This window comes from Corallococcus sp. EGB, from assembly GCF_019968905.1.
Classification (GTDB): domain Bacteria; phylum Myxococcota; class Myxococcia; order Myxococcales; family Myxococcaceae; genus Corallococcus.
On the sequence record NZ_CP079946.1, the window covers coordinates 8301986 to 8317643 of the forward strand.

The 15658-nt window shown below is 74.9% G+C and carries 6 protein-coding genes; 1 reads left to right on the plus strand and 5 read right to left on the minus strand.

Going from position 1 to position 15658, the window contains the following annotated elements; genetic code table 11:
* Positions 1 to 7: 7 nt before the first annotated feature.
* The 5 genes from KYK13_RS33845 to KYK13_RS33865 form a co-directional block, all read right to left on the minus strand.
* Positions 8 to 1246: a serine/threonine-protein kinase gene (locus KYK13_RS33845; protein WP_223638321.1), complete on the minus strand. Its 1239-nt coding sequence runs from the start codon at positions 1244 to 1246 to the stop codon at positions 8 to 10.
* 98 nt (positions 1247 to 1344) lie between these two features.
* The gene (gene ddpX / locus KYK13_RS33850) at positions 1345 to 1998 is read right to left on the minus strand and encodes a D-alanyl-D-alanine dipeptidase (protein WP_223638324.1); all 654 of its coding nucleotides are present in this window, start codon (positions 1996 to 1998) and stop codon (positions 1345 to 1347) included.
* Entirely contained in the window at positions 1998 to 2693 is a 696-nt protein-coding gene (gene queC / locus KYK13_RS33855) for a 7-cyano-7-deazaguanine synthase QueC (protein WP_223638328.1), read from the minus strand. Before queC ends, ddpX begins: the two co-directional genes overlap by 1 nt.
* A 57-nt stretch (positions 2694 to 2750) precedes the next feature.
* Positions 2751 to 3359: a hypothetical protein gene (locus tag KYK13_RS33860; RefSeq protein ID WP_223638331.1), complete on the minus strand. Its 609-nt coding sequence runs from the start codon at positions 3357 to 3359 to the stop codon at positions 2751 to 2753.
* 13 nt (positions 3360 to 3372) lie between these two features.
* Positions 3373 to 12912 (minus strand): flagellar hook-length control protein FliK, encoded by a 9540-nt coding sequence (locus KYK13_RS33865; RefSeq protein WP_223638334.1) that lies wholly within the window; start codon positions 12910 to 12912, stop codon positions 3373 to 3375.
* 168 nt (positions 12913 to 13080) lie between these two features.
* On the opposite strand from KYK13_RS33865, the gene KYK13_RS33870 reads away from it, so the two are divergent.
* Positions 13081 to 15537 (plus strand): protein kinase, encoded by a 2457-nt coding sequence (locus KYK13_RS33870; RefSeq protein ID WP_223638336.1) that lies wholly within the window; start codon positions 13081 to 13083, stop codon positions 15535 to 15537.
* Positions 15538 to 15658: the final 121 nt, after the last annotated feature.

Consider the following 15658-nt stretch of genomic DNA (forward strand, 5'->3'; position numbering starts at 1 on the left):
CGAAAGCTCAGTGCAGCAGCGTTCCGAAGTACGTCATGCCCAGGTGCACCGCCGACGCGATGACCAGTCCCGCGCCCACCAGGCCCGCCGCCGTGAGGGCCATGGGATTGCGGTCCGCGATGCGCAGGCCCTGGTGCAGGGTCTTCTTCAGCATCGTGCGCTGGCACTGCACGTGGATGCGGCCCTCCAGCGCGGCGTGGAGCTGCGACACCATGTCGTCCACGGACTTGAAGCGGTCCTCGGGGGCCTTGCTCATCCCCTTCTTCACGAACCACATCAGCTCCGCGGGCACCGGGCCCTGGGCGCTGTTCGCGTGCATGGAGTGCATGTCCAGCGTGCGCGCCTGCACCGCCGTCATGATGTCCGACACCGACTGGAGGCCCTCCAGGTAGTGCGTCAGCGACAGGAACTCGTGGAAGAGCACGGAGAGGCTGTAGACGTCGCTGCGCGCGTCCATCGTGTCGTGCTCGCCGCGCGCCTGCTCCGGGGACATGTAGAGCGGCGTGCCCACCACCGAGCCCAGCTCCGTCTGGAGCGGCCGCGCCGAGTGCAGGTCCTTGGGCGCACCGTCCGGGAGGCTCGGAGTGGAGGGCGTGCCCACGCGGCGCGCCAGGCCCCAGTCCAGCACCGTCACCTCGCCGAAGGGGCCCACCATGATGTTCGCGGGCTTCAGGTCGCGGTGGATGAAGCCCTTGCCGTGCGCGTACGCCACCGCGTGCAGCACGCCCAGGAAGATCTGCACCCGCACCTGGAACGGGTAGCGCACCAGCGCGTCCAGCTCCGAGCGGCGCAGCCGGGCGATGATGGACTCCAGCGTCTCGCCCTTCAGGTGCTTCATCAGGAAGTAGTACCGGCCCTGCTCATCCACGCCCACGTCGTGCACGGGCGCGATGTTCGGGTGGTCCAGCATGCCCACCGTGCGGATCTCCTCCACGAAGCGCAGCACGCGGTCCAGGTCCGCGCCCGGGGGCAGCCGCTTGAGCGCGACCTCCCGCTCGATGTCGTGGTCGCGGATGAGCACCACCTCGCCCATGCCGCCCTGCCCCAGCGGGCGCACCTCTTCGAAGCGCTCGCGCTGAAGCGGAATCACGCTGGGCTGCTGCCCCTTCCACTCCACGCGCGGAAGCACCGTGTTGCGCCGCTGGAGGGTGGACGCACCAGGAGTCAGGGTGGGCGCCAGCTGCTGCGCCCCCGAGTTCGGAGAAATGAGCGTGTTTTCCAGGCCGGCCGCGAGCGTTTGACTCATGGGACGCCAGGAATAGCAGGCACTCCCCGCGCGCGCCCACCTACGCGCAGTCCATGACGCAACTGCGCGAAACCACTGGGATAGCAGCCAGCCAGGCGTCACCCGTTCGGGGTGAAGGGCACGTCCAGCACCGGCAACTTCGTAGCGCCGGGCAGGTCGTAGTGCCACCACTCCATCCGGTTGCGCTGGAAGCCGGCGCCCTCCATGGCCTTGCGCAGCACCTCCCGGTGTTCGCGCGAGGCGGGGGTGCCGCCGGTGTAGCCGTGGTGCGCAGCGGGGGTGAAGTCGTCGAAGGGGGTGGGCATCTCCACCTCCGCGCCGTCCTTCGTCACCAGGGTGAGGTCCACCGCCCCGCCCCGGTTGTGGTTGGAGCCCTTGCGCGGGTCCGCCACGTAGCCGGGCTTGGGCATGATCTTCCACATCTCGTACTGCACCGCGCGCGGCCGGTAGCAGTCGTAGACCTTCAGCCGGTAGCCCTGGGCACGCAGCGCTTCCGCGGCCTGCTTCAGGCGCTTCACCGAGTCCGGCAACAGCAGGCACCGCGCGCCATCCGGGTACACCTGCCGCTTGAGGAAGTTGTCCTTCGTCGCGTAGCGCAGGTCCTGCACCAGGTCCGGGATGACGGTGGCCGCGTCCACCAGCTCCGCCTTGGGCGCGGCGGGCTTCGGCTTCGCGGCCTTCGCATCCTCCGCGAGGGCCGGTGCGCCCCCGAGCAGCGCCAGGGTCAGCGTGAGGCCCACCGCGGCGCGCATCAGCGCACCCCGTCCGTGTACACGGTGGGGTCCGCCACGCCCGCTTCCTGGAAGCCCCTGGCGCGCAGCAGGCAGCTGTCGCAGCGGCCACACGCGCGGCCCTGCGCGTCCGGGTCGTAGCAGGAGTGCGTCATCCCGTAGTCCACGCCCAGCTTCACGCCGGCCTGGATGATCTGCGCCTTGGTGAGGCCGGACAGCGGCGCGTGCACCTTGAAGGTCGCGCCCTCCACGCCCGCCTTGGTGGCCAGCTGGGCCATGGACTCGAAGGAGCGGATGAACTCCGGGCGGCAGTCCGGATAGCCGCTGTAGTCCACCGCGTTGACGCCGATGTAGATGTCCGTGGCGCCCACCACCTCCGCCAGCCCCAGCGCCATGGAGAGGAAGAGCGCGTTGCGCGCGGGCACGTAGGTGATGGGGACGTCGTGGGACATGGCGTCCTCGGTGCGGTCCTTGGGGACCGGGATGTCGTCCGTGAGGGCGGAACCGCCCACCTGCCGCAGGTCCACCGTCACCACGCGCACGTCCCGCACGCCCATGGTGGCGGCGACCTTCTTCGCGCGCTCCAGCTCCACCGAGTGGCGCTGTCCGTAGGCGATGGACAGGCACACCGGCTCGAAGCCGTCCGCCTTCGCCATCGCCAGGCACGTCGTTGAGTCCAGGCCTCCGGACAGGAGCACCACCGCACGCTTCGCCATTCCATCCTCCACTTCGGGGCGGCGCACGTTACACGACGGGGGCAGGTCCCGGGTGTTTCAGTCGATGCGGTCGCCGCTCACCGTGTACACGGTGGTGCAGGTGGACGGGTTGCATCTGCACGCCGAGCCCTTGCCCGGCAGGAAGATGTCCTGGAGCGTGCCGCACGCGAGCGACACGTCGTAGCCGTTCTCCGTGGGGGCCGGGATGTCGCCCTCCGGCACGCCGCCGTCCAGGCGCTTGCAGTCGCGCGCCACGTTGCGTGACTGGCTGTCGCTCAGGAGCATCACGTTCAGTGACTCCTCGATTTCGGAGTCCTCGCAGCCGGTGCCGCACGAGTCGCGGCGCGCGGTGGCGCGGTGGGTGGAGGACACGCTCTGGCCGGTGTAGCCCGCGTCTCGCGAGAAGCCCTGCACGGTGAAGAAGCCCGTGCCCGCGTCGGTGTCTCGGGAGAAGGTGCCCTCGAAGTAGAAGCTGCCCGCGTCGTCCAGTTGGGCGAAGTCGCGCGAGCCCGCGTCGCACGTGGTGCGCGCCGCGTCCAGCTTCGCCTGGAAGCGGAACGTCCCCATCACCTGGTTGCCCGGGTAGACGGGGTCGGAGAAACAGCCCACCGCCACGGCCAGGGCCGCCGCGGGGAAGAGCGCCACTGCCAGTCGCTTCAGGTGCATGACGCGTCCCAGGTTAGGCGTCCAGCGACGCCAGGGCCAATTGGCGGAAGGCCTCGCTGCGAGCGAGCACCGCACCCACATCCACGCCCGCGGGGTCACCGCCGCGCACGTCCGAGTCCAGCCGCGCCAGCACGCGCCCCGCCGCCAGCGACGCGGGCATCGCGCGCCAGGCCGCCACCGCCGCGGCCTCCCACGCCAGCACCGCGCCGGGGCGGGTGAGCTCCACGCCCTCCGAGCCCAGCGCCAGCGCCAGCGCGCACAGCCACCCCAGCTCCACCGCGCCGAAGCAGCCGAGCGCGCCCGCGCCCAGCACCAGCGCGTCCGGCGACGTGAGGTATGCCTCCACACCCCCGCGAGGATCCACGGACACGCGCACGCCTTCCGCGCCCAGCGACTGGAGCACCGGCCTCAGCGCGACGTGCAGCCGCGCGAGGCTCGCCTCCGTCACCGGCACCAGGCCCGCAGGCTCCGGGTGCTGGAAGTCCTGCGCGGGGCGCTCCAGCCGGGACACGGGGGCGCGCGGCGCGGGGGCATCGCTGCCGACGAGCGCGGCGCCAATGCCATCCGTGCGCTCCGCCTCCGGGCGGCCCAGGGCGTGCAGCGCCTCCGCGTACAGCGTCCAGCCATCCACGTCCGGCCACTTCTCGCGCAGGAGCGCGGGCCAGAAGCGCACCGCGAGCACCGCCCCGTCCGGGGACGGAGAGAGGCGCTCGGTCACCCACCGGGTCAGCGCGGGCGTGAGCTGCCCGGCGTCCGCGAGCCGCTCCGCCAGGCGCACCGCCGGGCCCACCAGCTGCGCGTCCATGTAGCCGCGCAGGATGCCCTCCAGCTCCGCGGGGTCCTGCGTGAGGCGCTCGCGCAGCCGCAGCGCTTCGCCCACCAGGCCGCGCGCCTCGGCGAGCTTCACGCGGCGGGCCAGCCGCTCGTCCGTGTCCGCGAGCTGCTCCAGCTGCGTGGCCGCTTCCGCCCAGCGCTGCTGCGCCTCGAAGGCGTCCGCCAGGCGCTCGCGGTACGGCGCCCACGCGTCGGGGCCCGCGAGCTTCGCGAGGGTGTCCGCCAGCGTGAGGAACACCGTGGACTCGCGCGCCTCGTCCACCAGCGCGAGCAGCGCCTGCACGGCGGCGAGGTTGTCCGCGTCGTCGGAGAGGGCCGCCTCGAAGGCCTCGCGCGCCTCGGCGGGCTGGGCCAGCGGCCCCTGCAGCAGCTCACCGCGCTCCAGGTGCAGCAGCGCGCGCGCCTTCGCGTCGTTCGTGTCCTGGGCGATGAGCGCCAGCGTGCGCTCCGCGGACTCCAGGCGGCCCAGCTCGAGTTCCAGGGCGTAGCGCTCGCGCAGCAGCTCCTCGCGGCGCGCGGGCCAGCCGTCCGCGGCGAAGGCCAGCGACTCCAGCCGCGCGTTCCCCGGCAGCGCGCGCACGCGCGTGAGCACCTCTTCCGCCAGGGACTCCGGCTCCAGGCCCAGCTCCGGCAACAGGAGCATCAGGCGCGCGGCGAGGCCGGGCTCCCCGCCCAGCTCCTCCAGGGCGCGCAGGCGCGCGAGCACCGGGGCCGGACGGGCGCGCAGCACCTCGTCTCGCAGCGCCACGGCGGAGGCGGCGTCGCGCTCGTAGGACAGGGCCGCCAGCTCCAGCAGGCCCTCCCACTCCGCGTCCTCGCGCAGGCCGTCCGCCAGGGCGTGGGCGTGGGCGGGGTCCGCGTCCGGCTGCGCGGACAGGGCCCAGAGGGCCACGCGCGTGCGGGGCACGTCGCCCGCCTGCGCGGCCATGGCCAGCGCGTCGGTGTATTCGCCCGCGGCCATGGCGGGCGCGAAGCCCACGTCCACGGCGCGCGCGAAGGCGCCCAGGCGGGCGAAGCGCTCGGACAGCTCCGACGCGGACAGCATGTCCGGCGCGTCGGTGGCGATGCGCTCGATGACCTCCAGCGCCTCGCCCATCTCCCCCGCCTTCTCCCAGAGGCCGGCGGCCTCCAGCAGCAGAGGCGGACGCTCCTCCGGGGCGGCGAGCCGCGCGGCCTGCAGCAGCGCCCGGGCCGCACGGGGCGCGTCTCCAGAGGCGCGGTGCAGGTGCGCGACGAGCAGCGCGGCGCGCAGGTCCGGCTCCGTGGCGACGGCGGCCTTCGCGGCCTTGAGCGCGTCTTCCAGCAGACCGGCCTTCTCGAAGGCGCGCGCGGCGGCCACCAGCAGCGACACCCGCTGCTCACCCGACGCGAGCTCCGCGCGGGCCACGCGCACCTCGGCGCGCCGCGCGTGCGCATCACCGAGCAGCGGCTCCAGGGCCTCCAGCGCGTCGGCGTAGCCGGCACCGGAAGCGCCCCGCGCCACCACGGCCTCCAGCGCGTCGCGAGCGGCGTCCTCGCGGCCCGCGTCCCTCGCCAGCCCCGCGAACTCCAGCCGGAGCACCGCGGACTCGTCCGCGTCGTCCGTGAGGGAGATCAGCCGCTCCAGCGCGGCGAGCAGCTCCGTGGACGCCTTGCGCGCACGCAGGCCGTCCACCAGCGCGCGCAGGGCGGACGGGTTCTCTGGATCCGCTTCCGCCGCGCGGCGCGTGAGGGCCCAGGCCGTGTCCGCGTCCGACAGGGACTCGTTCGCCACGGACGCGGCGGCGAGCAGCAGCTCCGCGGCGCGCGAGCCTCCCGCGGCCTCCGCGCCCGCTTCGTAGATGCCCAGCAGGTCGCCGTGGCGGCCCAGGGCGCGCAGGCCCTCCACCGCACGGTCGATGACGCCCGCGTCCGCCGGGCGCAGCCGCGCCAGGGGCACCAGCGCGTCAATGGCCTCTCGCGGGTCGTCGAAGAGGTCGGCCGCGCGGCGCAGCAGCACCTCTTCCGTCGCCGCGTCCGGGGCCCTGCGCGCCAGCTGCAACGACGCCCGGTACAGGCCGGGGCCATTGCCCGTGCGCGAGTGCACCTCCGCGAGCAGCGACAGCGCCTCACCGCCGCGCGCGCCCTCCGGCTCCAGCGACACCACCGCCTCGAAGGCGTCCGCCGCGTCGTGGAACGCGCCCGACGCGAGCGACGCATGGCCCAGCCGCAGCCACGTGCGCACGCGCACCGGCACCGGCAGCGAGTCGCCGCCCAGCGCCAGCACCCGGCGGTCATACGGCTGCGCGGCGGCGGGGCCTCCGCCCTGGGCGGCCAGCTCCGCGCGAGCGCAGAGGGCGTCCACGTCGCCGCCCGCGCGGCCCAGATAGTCATCGAAGGCCTCGGCGGCCCTGAGCGCTTCACCCGCGTCCAGCAGGCGCTGGGCCCGCTCCCGCAGCAGGGGCAGCGCCTCCGTGGGCGACACGGCCTCCGCGCGCTGGCCCAGCAGGTCCGCCAGCCGGCGCACGTCTCCGGCGGCGCGCTCGCGCACGTGCTGGAAGGCCTCCGCGTTGGCGGGGTCCAGCTCGAAGGCGCGGTCCTCGCAGAGGATGGCGCGCTCGCGGGCCCCCTCTTCGCGGAAGGCGCGCGCGGCGGCCAGGTAGCTCCTGGCGGCCTCGGTGGGCGTCTGGCGCTCGGCGCGGCGGAGCATCAGCTCGGCCAGGGCCTGGCGCTCGTCGTTCTCCTCCAGGAAGGCGCGGTGGCGCGTGAAGACGGGCTCCTGGAATGGATCCGCCTCCAGGAGGATGGCGTCGAACTCCGCGGCGTCCGCGGGGCGGCGCACCTGGTGCAACAGCTCCGCCGCCTGCGCGGTCAGGTTCAGGTCGTCCGGCTTCGCGGCGCGCGCGGCGATGAGCGCGGCGGCGGCGGCCTCCGGCTTGTTCGCGCGGTCGCGGTAGAGGACCGCGGCCTGCAGGAGCAGCGCGGCGTGACGGTCGGCGTCGAGCTCCGACTCCGCGCACTCCTCGTACCACGCGGCCAGCTCCGCGAGCCGGCCGTCCCGCTCCAGCAGCTCCGCGAGCAGGTTCTCCGCTTCGGTGAGCCACCGGTCCTGGCGCAGGGCCTGGCGCAGGAAGCCCTCCGCCTTCGGCGCGTCCGCGAGCTCCCCCAGGTGCAGACGGGCCAGGCGCAGCAGCACCGCCGCGCCCTCGCGCGTGCCCGTCATCCGGGGCAGCGCGCGCTCCCACCAGCGCGCTTCGGCGGAGGCGTCGTCGCGGCGCTCGGCCAGGGCCGCGCCCATGCGCGCGGTGTCCAGCTCCGCGGCGAACCCGAAGGCGCGCTCCAGCGAGGCCTCGGCCGCGTTCAGGTCCAGCTTCACGTCGCGCAGCAGCTCCGCGCGGCGGCGCTCGCACGCGGCGGCCTCCGCGTTGCGGTCTTCATCGGCCAGCAGGTCGCGGGCGTTGGCGAGCGCGCGCAGCGCCTCGTCCGCGCGGCCCAGCGACTCGGCGAGCCGGGCCTCCTCGTCGTAGGCCGTGAGCGCGGCGTCCACGTCCCCGGCCTGGAGGCTGAGCGCGGCCACCGGCTGGAGCTCCGCCAGCAGCTCCGACGTGCGGCCCGTCTCGCGGTAGAGCGCGACGAGCCGGCGGCGCAGCGGGAGCGGCTCCTTCGCCATCTTCGCCGCGTGCGAGAGCAGCGACGCCGCGATGCCCGCGTCCGCCAGCGCCGCGCGCGCCTGCTCCGCCAGCGACACCAGCCGCGCGACGGTGTCCTCGGACGGCGCCAGCACGCGCGCGTGGGCGACGCGCACCTCGAAGGCGCCGCGCGGGTCGTCGCGCTCCAGCAGCGCGGCGAGCCGCTCCACGGCGCGCTCGCACAGCGGACGCTGCGTGAGCAGATACCGGTACGCGGCCACCGCGCGCTTCACGTCGCCGGCCTGCTCCGCCAGGTCGCCCAGGCGAAGGCTCATGGCCTCCGCCACCTCCGGAGCCGCGCGGAAGTCCGCCGCCTGGACCAGGGCCTCCTGCAACGGCAGGGCTTCGCGGACCGCGCCGCGCAGGTAGAGCAGGTCCGCCAGCGTGGCCAGGTCCTCGCCCTTCGCGGGCACCCGCTCATGCGCGCGACGCGCCAGGGCCAGCGCCCGGTCCAGCTCCTGGGCCTGCCGCGCGTAGGTGACGCCTTCGCGCAGCAGCGCCGCGGCCTCGGCGGCTTCGGCGTCCTCCGCCGCGGCCTCGAGCAGCCCCGCGGCTTCCAGCAGCTCGCCGCGACCGGCCACCAGCGACACCAGCCGGCGGCGCACCGCCGCGTCCGCCGGGGTCAGCCGCAGCGCCTGTCGCAGCGCGGCCTCGGCGGGCGCGCCGTGCCCCAGCCGGTCGAGATAGAGGCTCGCCAGCTCCGAGTACAGCGACGCGGCGACGGCGGGCGACGCGTGGGGCGCCTCGGCGGCGAGCAACTCCGCGAGCCGGGCCCAGTCCTCCAGGTCGCGCAGCACGCGCTGCAACGCCTGCGTGGCTTCCTCGTGGCGCGGCGCCAGGGTGAGCGCGGCTTCCAGGTCGCTCGCGGCGGCCTCGCGCTCGCCACGGCCTTCCAACAGGGAGGCGCGCAGGAGGAGCGCCTCCACGCGGCGGGCGGTGGGCCCCTGGCGCGCGGCCTCGGCCAGCGCGGCGGCTTCGTCCGCGGGATTGCCTTCGCGGCGGGCCAGCTCCGCCAGTTGGAAGAAGGCATCGCACCGCGCGTCGGCGGACGGCTCCAGCGCGATGGCGGCACGCAGCGCGTCCCCAGCGGAGGCGCGCTCGTCCTTCTCCAGCAGGACGGTGGCCAGGGCCAGCAGCCGCTCCCGGGCGCGGGCGCCCAGGCTGGCGTCGGCGGCGACGGCGCGGCGCCACGCGTCCAGTTCGGCGGGCGCGTCCGACGCCTCGCGCGCCAGCTCCGCCAGCATCAGGAGCAGCGGCGCGGGACGGCGCGACAGCTTCGCGGCCTGGGCGCAATCGTCGCGCGCTGGCCCCGTGCGGCCAGCGCTCCGGTGCAACGCGGCCCGGCGCGCGAGCAGCTCGGCGCGAGCCTCACCCGCCGCGGCGGACACCAGCGTGCCCAGGAGCTCCAGCCGCTCGGACTCCTCTTCCGGCGTGCCCGTGCCGGGCGGAGGCAGCAGCTCCAGCAGCGCCTGCGCCGCCCACGCGTCCTGCGATTCCTCCGCCAGCAGGCTGCGCAGCGAATCCGCCGCGGCGCTCGCGCGGCCCAGGGCGAGGCACAGCTCGGACAGCTCGCGGCGGGCCTGACGGCGGGCGTCGCCGGAGAGGCGCGGCCACAGCTCCACCAGCAGGTCCGCCAGGGCCTCGCGGGCGCCGGCCTTGCGGTGCAGCGCGGCCAGCTCCAGCCGCGCGTCCAGGTCCTCCGGCGTGCGGGCGCAGTACTCCGCGAGCAGGCGCCGGGCCGCGTCCGTGCGGTTCGCGCGCACGGCGGCGGTGGCGGCCTTGCGCGTGAGGGCCACGCGCTCGGCCTCGCGCGGGGCATCCACGTCCGCGGGCGGCAGCGACAGCACCGCTTCGAAATCCTCCAACGCGGCGCGGGCGTCCGTGGGCAGCCGCAGCTCGCCCCGGCGGATGCGCGCGGGCGCGAACGTCGCGTCGCGCTCCAGCGCCTCGGCGAGGAAGGCCTCTTCGCGGCTCGTGCCCGCGGCCAGCAGCGACGCGCGGAAGAGCAGCTTCGCGCCCGCCCGGGCATCCGGCACCAGCGTGGCCCGCCGCGCGTACAGCCGCGCCGCCTCCAGCTTCTCGCCGCGCTCCAGCTCCAGCTCGGCCAGCGCCTCCAGCACCTCCGCGGCGAGCGGCCCCTCGGGGCTGGCCTCCAGCGCGGAGGCCAGGCGCATCAACGCGGCGGCCTTCTCCCCGCGCTCCAGCAGCGCGCGAGCACTCTGGAGGAACAGCGGCGCCGCCTCCTCCGCCCGGTCCGCGCCCGCCAGCGCCTGCGCGCGCGTGGCCCACAGCTCGGCCAGCGCCTGCGTCTCACCGGCCTCCGTGTAGAGGGCCTCCAGCCGCGTGGCGAGCTGGTCGTCCAGCCGCCGCAGCGGGAACGCCTGCGCGTACGCTGCGATGGCGCCCTCGCGGTCTCCCAGGAGCTCACACGCACGGCCCAGCCGCGCGCGCACGTCCGCCAGCTTCTCCGGGGCCGCGGTGCGCGGCAGCGTGGCCAGCAGCGACTCCAGCGCGCGCCGGGCGTGCTCGGGCCGCTCGCAGCGCAGGCTCAGGTCCGCCAGGTCCAGCAGCACCGCCGCGTCCGGAGCCAGCCGGGCGGCCTTCTCCAGCGCCACCAGCGCGTCGCCCACGCGACCCAGCCGCGCTTCCAGCACGCCGGCCAGCTCCCGCAGCGCCGCCGCCGCCAGCCGCTTGTCGCCCTGCGCCTCCGCGACCCGCGCGCGGTCCTCCAGCGCCGTAGCGAGTCCCGCCAGGTCGGAGCGCTTGCGCTGCAACGCGCACAGCTCGCCCAGCGACGGCAGGTCGTCCGGCTCCGCGCGCAGCACCTCCTGCAACGCGTGCACGGCGAGGTCCAGATCGAACGCGAGGTCGCGCGCGGCCACCGCGAGCCGGCGGTACTTCTGCGCCCGCTCCTTCGGCTCCACCGTCAGCCGCGCCAGCGCCGCGAGGCAGCGGGTCAGCTGCGCGCCGTCGCGTCGAGCCTCGGCCAGCGCGAGCAGCGACTCCAGCGCGGGCCGGTGGTCGCCGTCCGCCTCCAGCGCGAGCGTGAGCAGCTTGTCGGCCTTGTCCGCCTGCTGGAGCTTGCCCCGGTACAGCTCGCCCGCCTCGGCCCACAGCGCGGCGCGGGCCTTCGGCTCCTCCTTGAGGGCGGCGGCCTTCTCCAGCGCCTCGGCCAGCTCCTGCGAGCGGCCGGTGACGCGGAAGTACGGGATCAGCTCATCCAGCGCCACCGCGTCGCGCGGATCCAACGCGAGCGCCGCTTCCAGGTGCTCGCGCGCGCGCGCCGGGTCCCCCAGCTTCGTGCGCGACAGCCGCGCCAGCGCGTGGTGGCTCTCATGCGCGGCGTGACGCACGCTCTCCGAGCGCGGCGCCGGCCCCGCCAGCTCCAACGCCTGCTGATAGCCGCTCAGGGCCTCCTGCAACCGGCCCAGCCCTTCCGCCACCCGCGCGGAGGCGAACAGCGGCTCCGGCTCACCGGGCAGCAGCGACACGGCCTCGCGGTAGCGCAGCAGCGCGTTCTCCGGCTGCTTCAGGCCCTCTTCCCACACGCGGCCCGCGAGCAGGTCCGCCTGCCCCACGCGGTCCAGCTCGTGGCGCGCCATGGACACTTCGCGCAGCCGGTCCAGCGCCTTCAACGCGCGCAGGTGCTCACCGCCGCGGTGGCACAGCTCCCCGAGCAACAGCAGCGCGTCCGGCTGATCCGGCGACAGGCGCAGCGCGGCCTCGCAGTGCAGCCGGGCCCCCGCGATGTCGTCCTCCGTCTGCGCGCACAGCCGCGCCAGGTGCACGTGCGCGTCCGCGGCCTCCAACGGGTCGCGCGCCAGCGCCGCGAGCCGCCGGTACGCCCGCACCGCGCCCGCCCGGTCGCGCGCCTGGTCCGACGCGCGCGCCAGCGCCTTCAACGACGGCAGGTGGTCCGGCTTGAGCCCCAGCAGCTCATGCAGCGCCTTCACCGCCACCTGGGGCGCGGTGTCCCGCGAGGAGCGCGCGGCGGCCTCGGCGGCGAAGAACGCGGCGGCCTCTTCCGACGTGCGGCGGGCCAGCGCGCACAGCGCCAGGTAGCGCTCCGCCGCGCGGGCCCCCTCGCCCCGGCGCTCGCGCACCACGGCCTCACCCCACAGCGCCGCGGGGCTGCGGTCGCGACGGCGCGACAGCGTGGCCGCCACATCCAGCGCCAGGTCATGCGCCTGCGGATCCGCCACGAGCAGCGCCAGCAAACGCTCCGCCGCGAACGGGTGCGCGTCCTGCGCGTCACCGGCCTGGAGGTACGCCTGCCGCGCCTCCGCGAGCCGTCCCTGCGCGACCAGTCCTTCCGCGTCCGCGAAGGCCCGCGCGCCCTCCAGCGCCAGCATCAGCTCTTCATCCGGCGCGGCGGGCGGCGGCAAGCCTCCGGCGGCGAAGCGCAGCCGCAGGCCGGTGCTGGAGACCTCCGCCGCGGACAGGCGCGCGGTGTCCAGCGTGGGCACCTTGTAGCCCCGGCTCAGCGCGGCCAGCTCGCACAGCGCGGGCAGCACGCGCGTGGAGAAGCCGGTGGCGCCGCGCACCTCCACGTCCGGCAACAGGCCCAGCGCGCCCACGGCCTCCGACAACAGGCCCGGCAGCTGCACCGACGGCGTGGCGGAGAAGCCATACAGCCGCACGTCGTAGAGATAGACGGCCAGCTTGTCCCCGTCCGCGTCGAAGGCGATCTTGAACGTGAACGGCGTGCGCTCGGGCGCGGGCAGCCGGCCCTGGCCCTCCAGGTAGCCGGGGCGGAAGTGCAGCCGCAGCTCCTCCACGCCCGCGAGCCGCCCGGCCAGCTCCGCCACCTTGCGCGTGACGAGGTCCGCGTCGACCGTCAGCTCCAGGAAGCCGAAGAGCAGCTTCTTGCGCTGGTAGCGCGTGGCGCCCGCGCTGACGTTGAACGGGAAGCTGACGTCCGGAATCTGCAGCGCGAAGTCCGCGATGCGCAGCCCGGGCTGGACCTCCAAGGCCGGAAAGCCCACGAACGCACGCCGATCCAACAGGCGCAGCTCGGGGGCGGCGCCGGATGCGGGCGCGGCGGGCTTGGGGGACTCGCTATCGGTGGCCATCGGTGAGGGTTCGGGAGGCTACCATGACCCCTAAGCCCTGGAATTTTTAGGCAAACCCTTGCCTGGGAGGCAGGCGGCGGGGCACGGCATACCCAGGCGTTTCCCAGGTGATTCCGTCCCAGAGGAACGTCATGCGCCCAAGGCGGAAGCCGTGCAAGATGCCGCGCCGTGCTGGCCCCCGACGCACTGGTCCTCGACGGTCGATTCCGGGTTCTCAAGCCCCTGGGCTCTGGGGGCATGGGTGAGGTGTACCTGGGCGAACAGGTCTCCCTGGGCCGCAAGGTCGCCATCAAGGTCCTCCACCACGACCTGCACGCACAGGCCGGCATGGCCGAGCGTTTCAAACGCGAAGCCCGCCTCCTCTCCGCGGTGGAGCACCCGGCGGTGGTGCGCATCGTGGACTTCGGCCAGTCCGGTGACGCCGCGTGCCTGGTCATGGAGTTCGTGGAGGGGCAGAGCCTCCATGACGCGCTCCAGGGCGGCCCGCTGTTCGCGCCCCGGGCGCTGGCGCTGCTCCAGCAGCTGGCGGAAGGCCTGGCCGCCATCCACGACAAGGGCATCATCCACCGCGACCTGAAGCCGGAGAACGTCCTCATCTCCCCGTCCGCGCGAGGGGAGCAGGCGCGGCTGTTGGACTTCGGCATCGCGCGGCTGGTGGAGCCCGAGGCGGGCAGCGCGCTCAGCCAGGTGGGCGTGGTGCTGGGCACGCCGGAGTACCTGTCCCCGGAGCAGGCCGTGGGCGCGAAGGTGGACACGCGCAGCGACCTGTACTCCTTCGGGGTGCTGGCCTACCGCGTGCTGTCCGGACGGCTGCCGTTCGACGGGCCCTCGCCGCGCCACTTCCTGTCGCAGCACGCCTCGCACGCGCCGCTGCCGCTGGACCGCGCGGCCCCGCAGCTGTCGCGCTACGTGGGGCTGCTGTCGCTGGTGATGCGGCTGTTGGACAAGGACCCGGCGAAGCGTCCGCAGACGGCGAACGAGCTGGCGGACGCGCTGGGGCTGGCGCACGCGGCGCTGATGGCGTTCACCCCCAGTCAGGGCACGCCGGTGGTCTCCACGAACCTGACGCCCTCCAGCGGGACGGCGGCGTTCGGCGTGAACCCCGCGGCGCCGGCGGTCCCCGGTTCGGGCACGGCGGCGTTCGGCGTGCCCCCCGCGGCGCCCGCGAGCCCGGGCTCCGGCACGGCGGCGTTCGGCGTGGCGCAGGCGCCGGGGGGCCCTTCCGTGACGGCGCCCCCGGCGCAGTCGGCGCCGCGCACGGGCACGGCGGCGTTCGGCACGGCCCGCATCTCGGGCTCGCTGGGGGCGGTGACGGGCGGCGCGGCGGTGACGAAGGCCCAGAACGTGACGGTGATGCTCACCGACATCCAGGGCTTCACCGACCGGATGAGCCGGCAGACGCACGAGGAGAACGCGCGGATGCTGGACACGCACGACCGGCTGCTGATGCCGCTGGTGCGCGAGCACGACGGACGGCTGGTGCAGAAGCGCGGCGACGCGCTGCTCGCGGTCTTCCGCGCCCCTTCCGCCTCCATCCGCTGCGGCATGGCCATGCAGCAGGCGCTGTGGCGCTACAACCAGACGGTGCCGGACGAGCACCAGCTCCACATCCGCGTGTGCCTGCACTCGGGCGAGGTGCTGGTGACCAACGACGCGGTGCTCGGCGAGCCGATGGAGGTCGTGAAGGCGGTGGAGCACGTGGCCGCCGCCGACGAGGTGACCTTCACCGAGGCCGTGAACATGGTGCGCAACCGCGCCGAGGCCCCCGCCGAGCCCTGTGGCACCATTCCCCTGCCCGGACGCGATGAGAAGGTGCAGTTGTACCGGGTGACGCGCGCGACGGAGGGCTCGCCGTTCGGCGCGGTGCTGGGCCTCCCCGAGCCTGGGACCCGGGTGTCGCCGCTCGCGGGCCTGCGCACGAAGGCGAGCCAGGGCGTGGCCTTCCTTCGGCAGCGTCCGCGCGTGATGGCGGGTGCCGGCGGAGCGCTGGCGCTGGTGGTCGCGGGTGCCGCCTGGATGGCGCACGCGAATGATCCACGGGTGCAGGCGCGAGCCCTGCTGAAGGACGGCAAGCCCAGGGAAGCGCTTCAGCGGTTGGATGCGCCCGGCGCGCCGAAGGACGCGGAGACGACCCGGCTGCGCGCGGCGGCGAAGCACATGGCGGGCGCGCACAACGACGAGCACGCCCTCATCCAGGGCCTGGACAAGGAAGGCCGGGACGCCGTGGAGGCGCAGCTCCTGGACGGGCTGGCCGAGGACTTCGGAGACAACGAGAAGGACCTCTCCGCGCGCCGGGCCCTGGAGGCGCTGCCCGTCACGACGGTGCGCGCCCACTTCGAGTCCCTGGCCCGGGGAGCACCCTCGACGAAGCAGTGGGGCGCGCTGCGCTATCTGGACTCGAAGGCCACCGAGGGCCTGGACTGGGTGCGGCTCTACTCCGCGTCGTTGGCCTCCAGCGACTGCGCCGTGCGCACGAAGTCCGCCTTGCGGCTGGCGAGCCTGGGCGACCCCAGCGCCCTGCCCGCCCTCACGCGCGCGGCGGAGACCCCTCCAAGCGGCAAGGCCTGCAACCCGCAGACGTTCAACCGGGCCGTCGAGGAACTGAAGAAGAAGTCCGCGCCCTGATCCGCCGGACCTCTCGAGGACCTCGGCGTGGCTTCACGGACGCGTGTGTGTCACGCAGACCACGCGCTGCACGGGACATCCCTGCCAGCGCGCGGCGGATCCGTTGTGCATACCGCTTGCA

Coding starts and splice junctions, on each gene's coding strand:
- KYK13_RS33860 (WP_223638331.1), bottom strand. CDS start 3,359: ATGCACCTGAAGCGACTGGCAGTGGCGCTCTTCCCCGCGGCGGCCCTG.
- ddpX (WP_223638324.1), bottom strand. CDS start 1,998: ATGCGCGCCGCGGTGGGCCTCACGCTGACCCTGGCGCTGCTCGGGGGC.
- queC (WP_223638328.1), bottom strand. CDS start 2,693: ATGGCGAAGCGTGCGGTGGTGCTCCTGTCCGGAGGCCTGGACTCAACG.
- KYK13_RS33845 (WP_223638321.1), bottom strand. CDS start 1,246: ATGAGTCAAACGCTCGCGGCCGGCCTGGAAAACACGCTCATTTCTCCG.
- KYK13_RS33865 (WP_223638334.1), bottom strand. CDS start 12,912: ATGGCCACCGATAGCGAGTCCCCCAAGCCCGCCGCGCCCGCATCCGGC.